Here is a 14,358-nt window from a genome sequence, read left to right as displayed (position 1 = left end):
GTGTACGGGTCGTTCAGAGGAGGAGCCGGGCGGCGGCGGGGACGTCGGCCACCACGGTGGTGGCGTGCTCCAGCTCGCCGGGGTCGGACATGGTCGCGACCGCGACGACCGCCATGCCCGCGGCGACGCCGGCCGCCGCACCGTTGGGGGAGTCCTCCACCACCACGCAGTCGGCCGGGGGAGCGCCCACACGTTCGGCGCCCAGCAGGTACGGGCCCGGATCCGGTTTGCCCGCCTCCACGTCGTCGGCGCTGACCAGCACCCGCGGTTCCGGCAGCCCCAGCGTCGACAGGCGGGACAGCGCCAGCGTCCGTCCGGCCGAGGTCACCACCGCCCAGGTGCGGCCGCGCGCCTCCATCTCCGTCAGCAGGTCCACTGCGCCCGGCATCGCCCGGACCGTCGCGTCGTGTGCGATCTCGTGCTCCTGGATGCGCTCGGCCTCCTCGGCCGTGTCCAGGTGGGGCGCCACGAGCCCCGCCAGGTCCCGGTCGGTGCGCCCGTGCGCGTGCTCCAGGACGGTCGCCGTGTCCAGCCCCCGCTCCCGCGACCAGGCCGTCAGACCCTCGCGGATGCTCGAGCCCGAGTCGACCAACACCCCGTCCATGTCGAACAGCACCACCGCGTCGCCGTACTCACCCACACGGTCTCCCCTCTCCGGGCCTCAGCGCTCGCGGCGGCGCTCCATCGTGACCGTGTCCCGCCAGGTGCCGTGGTGCTCGCCGACGCGCTCCAGCACCCCGAGGGTACGGAACCCCGCCGCCCGGTGCAGGGCCAGGCTCGCACGGTTCTCCGGGAAGACCGACGTGCGCAGCGTCCACAACCCGCCCCGGTCGGCCTCCTCCACCTGGTGCCGCAACAGCGCCCGCGCCACACCGCGCCCGCGCGCCTTCTCCGAGACGTACACCGACGTCTCGGCCACACCCGCGTACACCGGCCGCCCCGACGTCGGGGCCGCCGCCGCCCACCCGGCCACCTCGCCGTCCACGTCGGCCACCCACCGGTGCCCGCGCAGCCACTTGGCGTCCAACGCCTCGGCGTCCGGAACCCCGGTCTCGAAGGTCGCGTCGCCGGTCGCGATCCCCTCCGCGTAGATCTGCCGCACCCGTTCGACGTCCTCCGGCTCCATCGCGCGCAGGCGCACCTCCGCGGGCACCGGCGCGGGCGAGGCGCCCAGGGGCACGTCCAACAGCCCGAGCACCGCGTCCACCGGGTTCGGGACGGCCTTCCGCCCCTCGCGTGCCGCGCGCACCCGGCCACCGCCGGTCTCCACCAGCCCGGCCGAGGCCAGCACCTCCAGGTGCCCCGCGACGGAACCCGGGACCGCCCCCGAAACCTCGGCGAGCTCGCCCGGCGCCAGCCCGCCGGGCTCCGCGGCCAGGGTGTGCAGGATCCGGAGCCGGTCGGCGTCGGCCAGCACGGCGAACCGTGCGGCGTGCTCGGCGGCCGCACCGGGGGACAGCGCGGCGGCGGGTGTCTTCGCAGGCATCCGCTCATTCTGGCCGATCGCCCCGCACCCCCACACCTGCCCGTACGTGTGGCAAGGCCCACGATGGTCCCGAACCGGCCCAGAACCCCGGAATCCACACGGACCCCCGGACGTTGTCCGGTGACGGGGCGCACTGCTGTGCCGTCGCCCGGCACGGGTGTCCCCGGCCCGAGACCCAGGTGAAAAGGAGCCGACCATGGCGCGAATCCTGTTCGTGATGACCGGTGCGACCCACTGGACCCTCGACGACGGGACCCGGCACCCCACGGGTTTCTGGGCGGAGGAGTTCGTCTCCCCGTACCAGGTGTTCGTCGACGCCGGGCACGAGGTCGCCGTGGCCACCCCCGGCGGCGTGGTGCCCACCGTCGACCGCGCAAGCCTGGAACCGGACGTCAACGGCGGCCAGGAGAACGCCGACGCCTTCGAGCGGGCCGTCGAGGAGAACCCCGTCCTGAAGGCGCCCCTGCGCCTGGAGGACGTCGACCCCGCCGAGTACTCCGCGGTCTTCTACCCCGGCGGCCACGGCCCGATGGAGGACCTCGCCGACAACGCCGACTCCGCGCGGGTGCTGACCCACACGGTGGACTCCGGAACCCCGCTGGGCGTGCTCTGCCACGCCCCCGCCGCCCTCCTCGCCGCCCGCCGCGAGGACGGCAGCCACGTCTTCTCCGGGTACCGCCTCACCTCCTTCACCAACGAGGAGGAGAAGCAGGTCGGGCTCGCCGACAAGGCGCCCTGGCTGCTCCAGGACCGCCTGGAGGGCATCGGGGCCGACTTCACCGCCGGATCCCCCTGGCAGCCGCACGTGGTCCACGACCGCACCCTCTACACCGGCCAGAACCCGGCCTCCTCGACCGCGCTCGCGGCCGAGGTGAGCCGTGCACTGACCTGACCGGCACGGGGCGGCCCGGGCCGGGGCACTGCCCGGCCGTACCGGGCTCCCCGCACGTCCGCAGAACCCATGCACGACACGGAAAGGCCCACCATGCCCACTTCCCGGGAGGTCCACCTCGTCGCACGTCCGGTCGGTGAACCGGACCCCACCGACTTCTCCCTCGTGGAGACCTCGGTCGACGAGCCCGGGCCCGGCCAGGTCCTGGTCCGCAACGACTGGATCTCGGTCGACCCGTACATGCGGGGGCGCATGAACGACACCAAGTCCTACGTGCCTCCGTTCCAGCTGGGCGAGCCGATGGAGGGCGGCGCCGTCGGCACCGTCGTCTCCTCGGGCTCCGACGACCTGCCCGTGGGCACCGCGGTGTCCCACTTCGCCGGGTGGCGCGAGTACGCGCTCCTGCCGGAGAAGGCCGTGCGCCCGGTCGACACCTCGCTCGCCCCGGCCCAGGCCTACCTGGGCGCGCTCGGCATGGTCGGTCTGACCGCCTACGCCGGGCTCACCGAGGTCGCCGAGGTGCGTGAGGGCGACACGGTCTTCATCTCCGGCGCGGCCGGGGCGGTCGGCAGCATCGCCGGCCAGATCGCCCGGCAGCTCGGCGCGAAGCGGGTCGTCGGCTCGGCCGGCGGTCCGGAGAAGAAGCGCCGCCTGCTGGAGGAGTTCGGGTTCGACGCGGCCATCGACTACCGCGAGGGCAGCCTCACCAAGCAGCTCGCCCAGGCCGCACCCGACGGCGTCGACGTCTACTTCGACAACGTCGGCGGCGACCACCTCCAGGCCGCTCTGAACGTCATGAACGAGTTCGGGCGCGTGGCCCTGTGCGGGCAGATCGCGTCCTACAACGCGACCGAGCCCGTCCCCGGTCCGAACAACATGTTCATGGCGGTCGGCAAGCGCCTCAACCTGCGCGGTTTCATCGTCGGCGACCACAACCACCTGGCGGGGGAATACGCGCGCCGGGCCGCCGGTTGGATCGCCGAGGGCAAGCTCCACACCGAGGAGACCGTCGTGGACGGCATCGACAACTCCGTCCAGGCGTTCCTCGACATGATGCGCGGCGCCAACACCGGCAAGATGCTGGTGCGGCTCCCGCAGCAGTAAGACAGGGAAAGGCATCCATTGCAGCACGTCACGCTGAACAACGGTCTCCGTATGCCGCAGCTGGGCTTCGGTGTCTGGCAGGTGGCCGACGACGAGGCGCACGCCTCCGTCTCGGCCGCGCTGGAGGCCGGGTACCGCAGCATCGACACCGCCAAGGTGTACGACAACGAGCGCGGTACCGGGCGGGCCATCGCCGAGTCCGGCCTGGCCCGTGAGGACGTCTTCCTCACCACCAAGCTGTGGAACAACGAGCAGGGCTACGACGAGGCCCTGCGCGCCTTCGACGCGAGTCTCGAGCGCCTGGGCACCGACTACGTCGACCTCTACCTGATCCACTGGCCCGTGCCGGAGCAGGACAAGTACGTCGACTCCTGGCGGGCCCTGGAGCGCATCTACGCCGACGGCCGTGCCAAGGCGATCGGTGTCTCCAACTTCACGGAGCAGACGCTCGACAAGCTCCTGCAGGAGGCCGGGGTCGTCCCCGTCCTCAACCAGATCGAGCTGCACCCGCACTTCAACCAGGCCGCGATGCGCAAGGCCAACGCCGAGCGCAAGCTGCTCACGGAGGCATGGAGCCCGCTCGGCCAGGGCAAGGGCCTGCTCGACGACCAGGTCCTGCAGGGCATCGGCGCCAAGTACGGCAAGAGCGCCGCGCAGGTCGTCCTGCGCTGGCACCTGCAGATCGGCAACGTCGTGATCCCCAAGTCCGTGACCCCGTCGCGGATCAAGGAGAACATCGACGTGTTCGGCTTCGAGCTCGACGCCGAGGACATCGACCGCATCAACGCGCTGGACAACGGCGGCCGTATCGGTCCCGACCCGGCCGAGATGAACTTCCTGGGCTAGCAACACCGGCGGCCGGGGTGCCCACATCCCCGGCCGCCTCCGAGGGGGCGTTCCACCACCGCCGCGCGCGGTCGGGGGAGCGCCCCCTCCCGCGTACCCGGGGGCGCGTGCGCGACGGCGGCCCCGATGTCAACGCCGCAGGGTCCGATGGCCGGTAGCGGACGGGCGTTCGGACACCTGGAACAGGGCGAACACGCCCACCACGGGACACGTCGCCGCGGGTATCCCACGGGTGTACGCCCCCGCTCGGCAACGGCGCCGCGCAGGGCCCGGGCCCGGAGTGGCAACAGGCCGTGGGGAGGCGTACAGTCCTCTCTTGGTGCGCCGGGAAACAAGGTCGGCGATCACCAACGTCTGCCTACGCGAAAAGCCGGATCCATGACCGTCGTCCCCCTTCGCGCCGCGCGTGTCTACCGCTCCGAGAACGCCGAGCGGTCCGTGCACGCCTGGTGCCACAAAGCTCTGAGCCAGTGGCCCGAACTCGGGCCCCTTCCCCCTGTCGAGACCCGGCTGGGGAGCACGCAGGCCTTCAGCGCCGCCGGTGGTCCCGGGACCCCGGTGCTCGTGCTCTCCGGGACCAATTTCAACGCCGCGACGACCGTGCCGGCCGCACGGGTCCTGGCCGAGGACCGACCGGTGCACCTGGTCGACCTGCCCGGCCAGCCCGGGCTGAGTTGCAGCCGGCGCACCGCGGGCGGCCGTATCGAGTCCTACGGCGCCTGGTTGGACGAACTCCTCCCGCAGATCACCGACCGACCCGTGATCCTCCTCGGGCACTCCCGCGGGGCCGCCATAACTCTGGCTGCCACGCCTTCGCCGCTGGTGGCGGGGGTGGCGCTGGTCAACCCCGCGGGGCTGACGGCGGCCGGCCTCACGTCGGAGTCGATGAGGGCGACCCTGCCCTGGATGATCCACCCCAACGAGCACACCAGCGGGCGCATGGTGGAGTTCCTCAGCGGCCCGGGCACCGACCCCGGGTGCGAGGCCTGTACGTCCGAGGCGGAGTGGCTCACGCTCGTGGCGCGCCACTGCCGTACCGGTTCCACCCCGAGCCCGCTCAACGGGGAGTCGTTCCGGGCCTGGGCCGGACACCGCGTCGTGGTGGCCACCGGATCGCACGACCCGTTCTTCTCGCCCGCCCGACTGCACGGACCGGCCCGCCGGTTCCTCGACACCGGGGTCCACGTCATCGAGGACGCCGGGCACCTGTCCCTCTACGAGCGACCCGACCGGGTGGCCGAGCTCCTGCGGGTGTTCGACGCCTGAGACCCGGCACCGGCCCCGGACCCGCGTCGCGGGTCCGGGGCGCTTCTGTGCCGGGCCCCTTTTTCGGGGGTTCGGGGCCCGGGCGGAAATGCGCACGCCACCCTTTCCGGTGATTCCTCGCGAAACCGCCATCGGTGACATGGGTATTCGTCACCGGCGCTGTCGCGGCTTCCACTGCTTTCATTGTGTTCTCCTGTATGCGTGGGGAAGAAAAACGAACATCCCCCTCCAGGAAAATATCGATATATGAGAAAGCAGTCGGCATGCTCGAAAAGCTGTCGCGGAGGATGGGGCTCCGGACCGACCCCACGATCTTCTTCGTCTCCGCCGCTCTGACGCTCGTCTTCGTGGTCTGCGCGATCGTCTTCACCGACCAGGTGGACCGGGTCTTCGGTGCCACGTCCGAGTGGATCCTGTCGTACCTGGGATGGTTCTACATCCTCGGCGTGACCACGTTCCTGATCTTCCTCATCTGGATCGCGCTGAGCCGGTACGGGCACGTGCGGCTGGGCGGCAAGGACAGCCGCCCCGATTACAGCAACCTCACCTGGTTCTGCATGCTCTTCGCCGCGGGAATCGGCAGCATCCTGATGTTCTGGGGCGTGGCCGAACCGATCAGCCATTTCGCAGAACCACCGCAACAGGACGTCGGGGGAGAAACGGTCGCCGCGGCCGAACAGGCGCTCGGATACACGCTCTACCATTTCGGTCTGCACACGTGGACGATCTTCACCCTTCCGGCGCTGGCCTTCGCCTATTTCGTGTACCGCAAAGGCCTGCCGTTCCGCGTCAGTTCCATCTTCGAGCCCTTCCTCGGCGAGCGCATCCACGGCCCCATCGGGAAGTCGATCGACATCTTCGCGGTGATCGGCACGCTGTTCGGTGTGGCCGTGACCATCGGCCTGGGCACGATGCAGATCAACAGTGGCCTCAACACCCTGTTCGGCATCGAGGAGAGCCGCCTCAACCAGGTCATCCTCATCGCGGTCGTCACGTGCATCGCCGTCGTCTCGGTCGCCAGCGGACTGGACACCGGCATCAAGTGGCCGTCCCAGATCAACATCGTCATGTCCGTGGGACTGCTGCTCTTCGTCTTCGCCGCCGGTTCGAGCCTGTACCTGGCCAAGGGCATCATCGAGACCGCCGGCGTCTACCTCGACTGGCTGATCCCGCTCTCGTTCTGGAACGACACCTTCGGCAACACCGGATGGCAGGGCACCTGGACGGTCTTCTACTGGGCCTGGACCATCACCTGGTCGCCCTTTGTCGGCATCTTCATCGCCCGCATCTCCAAGGGGCGCACGATCCGCGAGTTCGTGCTCGGCGTGCTGGGGCTGCCCACCGCCTTCAGCATCGTCTGGTTCAGCGTGTTCGGGCTCTCCGCCTTCGACATCGAGATGAACCAGGGCGGCGGCCTCGTCGACCGGGTCGTCGGTGAGGGGGACATCCCGGGTGCGCTCTTCGCCCTGCTGGAACACTTCCCTTGGTTCACGTTCGTCTCGGCGATGTGCATCGTCATCGTCATCATCTTCTTCACCACCTCCTCCGACTCGGCCTCCCTGGTCGTGGACATGCTGTGCACGGGCAACGACAGCGCACCCACCCGACAGCGGGTGTTCTGGGGGGTGACCGAGGGCGTGGTGGCCGCCACCGTGCTCACCGCCACGGGCGTCGGCGGGCTCGACGCTCTGCAACAGACCATCATCGTGTTCGGGCTGCCGTTCTTCATCATGGGGTTCCTGATGATGGTCTCCCTGGTGCGGTCGTTGCAGGCGGAGTTCACCGAGGGTTCCGGGGCCCAGCGGGAACGCAGCGTGCCGCTGGCGACCCGGGCCCGCAAACGCCGCCGGGCCGGGAAGCGCCCGGGCAACGGGCACGGCACCAACGGCAACGGGAACGGGAACGGGGGCGCAGGCACGTAACGGTCGCACCGGTGCAGGTGGGCGGCGCCGGCCCGCCAACCGGCGCCGCGATCCGGCCGGAAGGACGAGCCCGTTCCGGCCGATCGGGGGACGCGTCCACCTCCGCCTGGCTCCTACCGTGGGACCGCACCCGGCCGACGCGGCCACCCCGCCGCACCGGCTCCCCGGCGACCCCCACAGGAGGAGCACGCATGTCACGTCCCGAGCCGCAGCGGGTCAGCGGCCTCGCCCTGTCGGAGCGCTCCCTGGCGCCCGACCTGGCGCGGGGGTTCATGCTGCTCGTCATCTCCGTCGTGCACGCCGTCCTGTTCCGCACGATGGCCACCGGCGAACAGCTGCCCTACACACTCCAGAGCACCGCCGACAGCGTCAGTGTGTTCGTGGTGACCGTTCTGGCCGAGTCGCGCGGGTACCCCATGTTCGCGCTCCTGTTCGGTTACGGCCTCGCCTGGATCCACCTGCGCCGCACCGAGGAGGGGCACACCTGGCCGTGGGTGCGCTCGCTGGTGCGGCGCCGCGGGCGGTGGATGATCCTCATCGGGTTCCTGCACACGCTGCTGTTGTTCTCCGGTGACATCATCGCGGTCTACGGGCTCATCGCGGTCGCGATGGCAGGGCTCCTGCACGTGGGCGACCGGCGCCTGCTCGCCCACGGCTTCGGGTGGTTGGCGGTCGGCAGCCTGGTCTACACGGTGCTCACGGCCGGGAGCGCGATGGCGGCCGAGACCGAGGAAGCCATGCCGATCGCGGGGGACCCGCTCACCGACATGGCCGTGCGCGGGGTCGGCTGGCCGATCATGCTCGTCATGGTCCCGGTGTCGGTGCTGCCGTTCACCGTCGGCATCTGGGCCGCACGCCGGCGCCTGCTGGAGGAGCCCGGACGCCACCGGTACCTGCTCACCCGGGTCGCCGGGTACGGGATCCCCACGGCCGTGCTGGGCGGGATCCCCTACGCGCTCTACGTCACCGAGCTCTGGCAGCCCGCCGCGCCCGTGGTGCTGGGCGCCGCCTGGTTGCACCTGGTCACCGGTTACCTCGGCGGGTTCGAGTACGCGGCGCTCATCGCCCTGGTGGCGCTGCGGATCGGTCAGCGGCGCGGGCCGGTGGTGACCGCGCTGGTGGCCACCGGGCAGCGTTCCATGACCTGTTACGTGCTGCAGTCGCTCGCCTGGCTCGTGCTCTTCATGCCGTACACGCTCGACCTGGCCCGGATGAGCGACACCGCCGCGGTCCTGACCGGCGCGGGCGTGTGGCTGGCCACGGTCGTGCTCGCCGACCTCATGCGCAGGGCCGGGATGCGGGGACCGTTGGAGAGCCTGCTGCGCAACCGCACCTACGCCGGGGTGCGGCGGACCGAACCCGTCTGAGGCGCGCGGCGCGCAGGCCCGGCTCGGAACGCGAACCCCGGGGCCGTCGGGAAACGCGTCGCCCTGTCCGTACCGATTCTGCGAGGATGCACCGATGAGCAGCTCCGACACCGACGACACCCGGTTCCTCACCGACCTGGCCGACCGCCTGTACGCCCTGCCCGGCGTCGAGGCGGTCACCCTCGGCGGCTCCCGCGGCGAGGGGACCCACCGTCCCGACAGCGACTGGGACCTGGCCGTGTACTACCGCGACGGGTTCGACCCCCAGGACCTGCGCGACGCGGGGTGGGACGGCAAGGTCTCCGACATCGGCGAGTGGGGCGGGGTCTTCAACGGCGGCGCCTGGCTGCGTGTGGACGGGCGCCCGGTCGACGTGCACTACCGCGACCTCGGGACCGTCGAGCACGAGATTGCCGAGGCAGAACAGGGGCGGTTCCGCGTCGAACCCCTCATGTTCCACCTCGTCGGGATCCCCACCTACCTGCTGCTCGCCGAGCTGGCCCTGGGCCGGGTGCTGCACGGGGACCTGCCGCGCCCCGAGTTCCCGGAGGCACTGCGCGAACGCGCTCCGGGGGTGTGGAGGGGCTTCGCCGCCGCCAACCTCTCCTACGCCGAGCACAACCACGCCCCGTACGGGCGGGTCACCCAGTGCACCGGGCTGCTCGCCCAGGCCGCGGCGCAGGCCGCGCACGGGGTCTGCGCGGCACGGGGGCAGTGGGTCACCAACGACAAGACCCTCCTGGCCAAGGCGGGCCTGGAGGAGATGGACTTGATCATCGCGGGTGCGACCGGCAACCCCGACGACCTGCGCGCCGCCGTCGCCGAGGCCAACCGGCTCGTCGCCACCTCCTGACCGCGGGGTGCGCCGGGCCGGTCCGGCCGCCGCCGGTCAGTCGCGAGGGTTGCGGCGCAGGAAGTCGTCCGCGATCTCGTCGAAGGTCACCCAGCGCACGCCCTGGTGGCTGCTGAAGTACTCGATGAGCCGCTCGTGCATGAGCAGGTTCTGCGGCCGCCCCGACACGTCCGGGTGCACCGTCATCGGGAACACCGCGTGGTCGTACTCCCGGTACACCCAGTCGAACTGGTCCCGCCACTGCCGCTCGAGGTCGCGCGGGCTGACGTACCCGTGGCTGTTGGGGTTGGCCTTGATGAACATCATCGGGGGCAGGTCGTCGACCTCCCACGAGGCGGGGATCTCCACCAGGTCCGACTCCTCGCCGCGCACCAGGGGGTGCATCCAGTCGCCGGCCGGGCGGTCGTAGTCGATCTTGGTCCACCGGTCGCCGACCCGCACGAAGTAGCACTGGAAGTCGTGGTGCATCAGCGAGTGGTCGTACTTGAAACCGCGGGTGACCAGCAGCTGGTTCGTGACGTCGGAGAACTCCCACCACGGCGCCACGTAGCCGGTCGGCTGCCGCCCGGTGCGCTGCTCGATGAGCTCGATGCAGTGGTCGAGCACGTCGGCCTCCTGCTGCGCGCTCATCGCGATCGGGTTCTCGTGGCTGTACCCGTGCACGCCGATCTCGTGGCCCGCGCGGAAACAGGCCTCGAACCCGTCGGGGAAGGTCTCCACGGAGTGCCCCGGCCAGAACCAGGTCGCGGTGATGTCCGTGCGCCGGAACAGCTCCAGCATGCGGGGCACGCCGACCTCGCCGGCGAACATCCCGCGGGAGATGTCGCAGGGGGAGTCCTCGCCCCCGTAGGAACCCAACCACCCGCCGACGGCGTCGACGTCCACGCCGTACGCCACCAGGATCTCCTTGGCCATGCTCTCCACCCACTCCGGTCGACGCTCGGTGGTCGCGTGCATCATGGCCCCGGTTCCACGGACGTTCAAGGACCGAAACGGCCCCGGTCCCACCCGTCGACGGGCGGGACCCGGGGTGGCCGCGGGCGGCAGGGGTCAGTCCCGGCCGGCCACCGCACCCACCGACTCGAGCCACCTCCGGCAGAGCTCGCCGACCCCGCCGCGGGGATCGGTGTGCGTGAGGGCGGCCGCCAGCAGCAACCGCGACTGCCACGGGGAGAGGTCGCCCATGACCACCGCGCCCGCGCGCACGAGTTCCGCGCCGCCGTCCGCGTAGAGGCCCGAGACGGGGCCCGCGCCGACCCGGCTGGCCAGACCGACCGGGACACCCGAACCCAGGAGCTCCACGCACGCCCGGGTGGTGTCGGGGGTCGTGTTGCCCGCCCCGAACCCGGACAGGACCAGCCCGCGTGCGCCCGCCGCCACCGACGCGCGCACACCCGTCGCGTCGGCGCCGAGGTACTGGGCGACGACGTCCACGCGCGGGGGCTCCACGTCCGGGTCGAGCAGCACGGGGACCTTCGGGGCCGTGGCGTGCACCCGCACCCCGTCGGCGTCCACGGAGGCCACGGACGCACGGCCGGGGGCACGGAACGCGTCCAGACCCAGCGTGTGCACCTTCCGTACGCCGACCGCGGGCACCACGTTCCCGTCGAAGACCACGCCGACCCCGGTGCCCTCCGCACGGGGATCACCGACCCAGCACAGGGCGGCGGCGAGGTTGCGGGGCCCGTCCGGCGCGGGGTCGTCGAAGGGGCGCTGCGCCCCGGTGAAGGCCACGGGGACGGGGGAGTCGTGGGTGAGCGCGACGAGGAACGCGGCCTCCTCCATCGTGTCCGTGCCGTGCGTGACCACGACCCCGTCCGACTCCCGCGCCGCCTCGCGCACGGCCCGGGCCAGGGCCAGGACGTCGCCGACGCTCTCGGCGAAGCTCACCATGCGGTGCACGTCGCGGGTCTGCACGCGCACGCCGCCCGAGCCCCACACGCGCTCCGCCGCGGCGAGGAGGTCGTCCGCCCCGACCGCGACCGACAACCCTTTCTCACCCGCGGTCGTGGCGATCGTGCCGCCGGTGCTCAACAGGGTCAGGGTGCGCATGGGACCTCCAGGTGGGGCGGTACGGGAACCCCCGTATCCTCGGTGCCCCGCCCGCCCGGGTCAAGCTGCGGAAATCGTTTGCGCCGCCGGGACCGGGCGGCGAACGTGGACGCATGGCGAGAGACTTCGACACCCTCGTGGCCGAGGCGGAGGCCGCACCCGTCGACGGCTGGGACTTCTCCTGGCTGGACGGACGTGCCGTCGAACAGCGGCCGTCCTGGGGTTACCGGCGCACCATGGCGGCACACATGGAACACGCGACGCCGCGCTCGACGTCCAGACCGGTGGGGGCGAGGTCCTCGCGAGCATCCCTCGCCGCGCGCCCCGGACCACCGCGACCGAGGGCTGGCCGCCCAACGTCGCCGAGGCGGCCCGCAACCTGGAACCGCTGGGCGTGACCGTGGTGGCCGACGAGGACCGGCCGCCGCTGCCCTTCGCCGACGCGAGCTTCGACCTCGTGGTGTGCCGTCACCCGGTGACCGTGTGGTGGAACGAGATCGCGCGGGTCCTCCAACCGGGAGGCACCTACGTGTCCCAGCAGGTGGGGCCGTCCAGTGTCTTCGAGGTGGTCGAGTTCTTCCTCGGACCGCAGGACGAGGAGACCCGCAACGCCCGTCACCCCGAGCACGCCCGGGCCGGCGCGGAGGCGGCCGGGCTCGAGGTGGTCGACCTGCGCTCCGAACGCCTGCACACGGCCTTCCACGACATCGGTGCCGTCGTGTACTTCCTGCGCAAGGTCGTGTGGATGGTGCCGGGTTTCACCGTCGACGCCCATCGCGAGCGCCTGCGCGACATGCACGAGCACATCGAACGCGAGGGCTCCTTCACCGCCACCACCACACGCTTCCTCATCGAGGCCCGCAAACCCCGGTGACCCGGACGGCCGGGAACCGGGTCAGGGCCACACCATCGAGACGACGCCGCTGACGGTCGTGTACCCCGCACGGTCGAACGCGCGGGCCATCGGAACGTTGCCGAGGTCCGTGGCGGCGTGCGCGTAGGTCTCGCCGCCCTCCTCCGCGAGCACCCGCGTGCCCTCGGCCAGCAGGTCGTCGATGTACCCGTGGCCGCGGTGTTCCGGCAGCACGGCGATGTAGCCGATGATCGGGTGCTTGGCGTTGCGCCCCGGAACCACGAACCCGACGGGCTCGCCGCCGTCCAGCGTCGCGATCCGCCACCAAGAACGGGGCGTGGCGTAACGCGCGAACTCCTCGTCGAAGTTGGCGCGGGCCACCTGCTCGGGTGAAGCCCCAGCCAGGTCGGCGCGGTCGTGCCCGTCGAGGGTCCCTTCCAGGGCGCGTGCCATCAGGCTCAGGATCTCCGCCTCGTCGCGGATCCCCCGGAACCGCAGGCGTCCGGAGCCGGAGGGCACGGGTGTGTCCGCGGCGCGCCACCGGTACCGCAGGCGCTCCACGAACGGGACGCCGCCCACCCGCGCGACGGCCTCCATGCGTTCGTCGACCGCGCGCCGCGTTCCGGGAAGGTCGCGCCAGCCGGCGTCGACGAAGCGCAGGTACTCGGGCCAGGAACCGTCGGGCCCCAGGACCTCGGCGCCCGCGGCCCGCAGCAGGTCGGTCAGCACGGCCACACGGTCGAGGTCCTCGTCGGTGTCGTCCACGTCCAGGACGTCCAACAGGAACGGGGTGGGGTCCTCCCGGCGCCTGCGCCAGAACGCCAGGCGGGCCAGGATCCGGTCGCCGTCCAGGGCCACCCACATCCAGTCGGTGCGGCGGCGCCCCTCGTCGAGGTCGACGGCGAACTCGTGGTTGAGCACGAAGGGGAGCCGGTTGAACAGCTCCAGCTCCTGCGTGCCGTGCAGGGGACGGATGGTCGGGTCATGCTCGATGCCGGTCATGGTGCACTCTCTGTGCGCGCACCCGGCCCGGGGGTCCGTCAGCCGTACCCCCGGGAGGTCACGGGCGCTGGGTCTACGGGGAACATCGCTCGTGCCTCCTCTCCGTGCTCGCCGGGCCCGTGCGGCCCGGTGTGCGTCTTGTTCTACAGGGGCGCACACGCGAGCACAACGCTTTTTTCTTGCGACGGCGCGGCCCGGGGCGCCGCCGGCGCCCCGGGCTCGGGCGTTCAGGCCTTGCCCTCCACGCGCTGGACCACCTCGTAGCCCCACAGCTCACTGCCGGTCGCGGCGGGCCTGGGCTTCTCGCCACCGCCGTGCGGGGACTCCCCGCCGCCCTGGTCGTTGCTGCTCTGCTGGTGGCCCCGCTGGAAGTCCTGGCTGTTCATCCAGTTCTGGAAGTCCTCCTCGGACCGCCACCGGGTGTAGACCAGGTACTTGTCGTTGCCCTCGACCGGGCGCAGGAGCTGGAACTCCTCGAAGCCGGGCTGCGTCTCCACCGCGCCCGCGCGCTTGGCGAAACGCTCCTCCAGCGTGGACCCGGCACCCTCGGGCACGGTCAGGACGTTGAACTTGACGACGCTCACCGGCGTCACCTCCACGGTCGGTTACGGCTCTCACCCACAACCTAGATCCCTGCAGCACGCAGGACCCACCGGCCCCACCGCAGGGTGGGCGGGCCGGGGCAGGTCCGCACCCCGGAACACCACGCGGGAAA

Annotated in this window: 13 protein-coding genes and 1 pseudogene; 8 read left to right on the top strand and 6 right to left on the bottom strand. The window is 71.6% G+C overall.

Annotated elements, in window-relative coordinates:
* Window positions 1-13: 13 nt before the first annotated feature.
* Together IDM40_RS19545 and IDM40_RS19540 are read right to left on the bottom strand one after the other, a co-directional pair.
* Complete coding sequence (locus tag IDM40_RS19545) at window positions 14-640, bottom strand: HAD-IA family hydrolase (RefSeq protein WP_193123467.1); 627 nt, start codon at window positions 638-640, stop codon at window positions 14-16.
* Between the two features lie 21 nt (window positions 641-661).
* Window positions 662-1,486 carry a GNAT family N-acetyltransferase gene (locus IDM40_RS19540; protein ID WP_193123466.1) on the bottom strand — a complete coding sequence of 275 codons (825 nt, stop codon included), beginning with the start codon at window positions 1,484-1,486 and terminating at the stop codon, window positions 662-664.
* 196 nt (window positions 1,487-1,682) lie between these two features.
* Between IDM40_RS19540 and IDM40_RS19535 the strand changes: the two genes are divergently transcribed.
* From IDM40_RS19535 to IDM40_RS19505, 7 genes are all read left to right on the top strand, one after another.
* On the top strand, window positions 1,683-2,378 hold the full coding sequence (locus tag IDM40_RS19535; protein ID WP_193123465.1) for a type 1 glutamine amidotransferase domain-containing protein: 696 nt from the start codon (window positions 1,683-1,685) through the stop codon (window positions 2,376-2,378).
* A gap of 93 nt (window positions 2,379-2,471) precedes the next feature.
* Complete coding sequence (locus tag IDM40_RS19530; RefSeq protein WP_193123464.1) at window positions 2,472-3,482, top strand: NADP-dependent oxidoreductase; 1,011 nt, start codon at window positions 2,472-2,474, stop codon at window positions 3,480-3,482.
* Window positions 3,483-3,500: 18 nt separating this feature from the next.
* A complete protein-coding gene (locus IDM40_RS19525; RefSeq protein WP_328807072.1) occupies window positions 3,501-4,328 on the top strand; it encodes an aldo/keto reductase in 828 nt (275 codons plus the stop codon).
* A gap of 378 nt (window positions 4,329-4,706) precedes the next feature.
* Window positions 4,707-5,594, top strand: coding sequence for an alpha/beta fold hydrolase (locus IDM40_RS19520; protein WP_193123462.1), 888 nt, complete (start codon window positions 4,707-4,709; stop codon window positions 5,592-5,594).
* 263 nt (window positions 5,595-5,857) lie between these two features.
* Entirely contained in the window at window positions 5,858-7,516 is a 1,659-nt protein-coding gene (locus IDM40_RS19515) for a BCCT family transporter (protein WP_193123461.1), read from the top strand.
* A gap of 191 nt (window positions 7,517-7,707) precedes the next feature.
* Complete coding sequence (locus tag IDM40_RS19510) at window positions 7,708-8,883, top strand: DUF418 domain-containing protein (RefSeq protein WP_193123460.1); 1,176 nt, start codon at window positions 7,708-7,710, stop codon at window positions 8,881-8,883.
* A 94-nt stretch (window positions 8,884-8,977) separates the two neighbouring features.
* Window positions 8,978-9,736 (top strand): nucleotidyltransferase domain-containing protein, encoded by a 759-nt coding sequence (locus tag IDM40_RS19505; RefSeq protein WP_193123459.1) that lies wholly within the window; start codon window positions 8,978-8,980, stop codon window positions 9,734-9,736.
* A gap of 36 nt (window positions 9,737-9,772) precedes the next feature.
* Here IDM40_RS19505 and IDM40_RS19500 read toward each other — a convergent pair whose 3' ends face one another.
* On the bottom strand, window positions 9,773-10,696 hold the full coding sequence (locus tag IDM40_RS19500; RefSeq protein WP_216631025.1) for a polysaccharide deacetylase family protein: 924 nt from the start codon (window positions 10,694-10,696) through the stop codon (window positions 9,773-9,775).
* 90 nt (window positions 10,697-10,786) lie between these two features.
* The gene (locus IDM40_RS19495; protein ID WP_193123458.1) at window positions 10,787-11,788 is read right to left on the bottom strand and encodes an asparaginase; all 1,002 of its coding nucleotides are present in this window, start codon (window positions 11,786-11,788) and stop codon (window positions 10,787-10,789) included.
* 113 nt (window positions 11,789-11,901) lie between these two features.
* Here IDM40_RS19495 and IDM40_RS19490 point away from each other — a divergent pair.
* Window positions 11,902-12,662: pseudogene (locus IDM40_RS19490) on the top strand (class I SAM-dependent methyltransferase).
* 21 nt (window positions 12,663-12,683) lie between these two features.
* Here the strand turns inward: IDM40_RS19490 and IDM40_RS19485 are convergent.
* Window positions 12,684-13,643, bottom strand: coding sequence for a GNAT family N-acetyltransferase (locus IDM40_RS19485; RefSeq protein WP_193123457.1), 960 nt, complete (start codon window positions 13,641-13,643; stop codon window positions 12,684-12,686).
* A 227-nt stretch (window positions 13,644-13,870) separates the two neighbouring features.
* The gene (locus tag IDM40_RS19480; RefSeq protein ID WP_193123456.1) at window positions 13,871-14,227 is read right to left on the bottom strand and encodes an antibiotic biosynthesis monooxygenase family protein; all 357 of its coding nucleotides are present in this window, start codon (window positions 14,225-14,227) and stop codon (window positions 13,871-13,873) included.
* Between the last annotated feature and the right edge of the window lie 131 nt (window positions 14,228-14,358).

Origin of the sequence: Nocardiopsis coralli (assembly GCF_014892575.1) — a bacterium.
GTDB lineage: Bacteria > Actinomycetota > Actinomycetes > Streptosporangiales > Streptosporangiaceae > Nocardiopsis > Nocardiopsis coralli.
This window is presented reverse-complemented; position numbering and strand designations above follow the sequence as displayed.